The organism is Citrobacter sp. TBCS-14 (genome assembly GCF_005280805.1).
GTDB classification, from domain to species: Bacteria; Pseudomonadota; Gammaproteobacteria; order Enterobacterales; family Enterobacteriaceae; genus Citrobacter; species Citrobacter gillenii.
Genome location: NZ_SZWM01000955.1, coordinates 266 through 513, shown reverse-complemented (window position 1 = coordinate 513; position 248 = coordinate 266). Strand labels below are relative to the sequence as shown.

At 48.8% G+C, this 248-nt stretch carries 1 pseudogene; it reads left to right on the top strand.

The features are described from left to right. A pseudogene (locus FDX22_RS22240) lies at window positions 1–248 on the top strand (AMP-binding protein); the annotation flags it as partial.

Here is a 248-nt window from a genome sequence, read left to right as displayed (position 1 = left end):
CGACGCTTACAACAATGTCAATGCCGGTGTTTTCGATATCAACAGAGCACTGGATAATGACGGCTGGTATTACAGCGGCGATTTATGCCGAATGGACGATGCCGGATACATCAAAATCACCGGGCGTAAGAAAGATATTATTGTGCGCGGTGGAGAAAATATCAGTAGCCGTGAGGTCGAGGATATTCTGTTGCAGCATCCGCGTATCCATGATGCCTGCGTTGTGGCAATGCCGGACGATCGTTTAG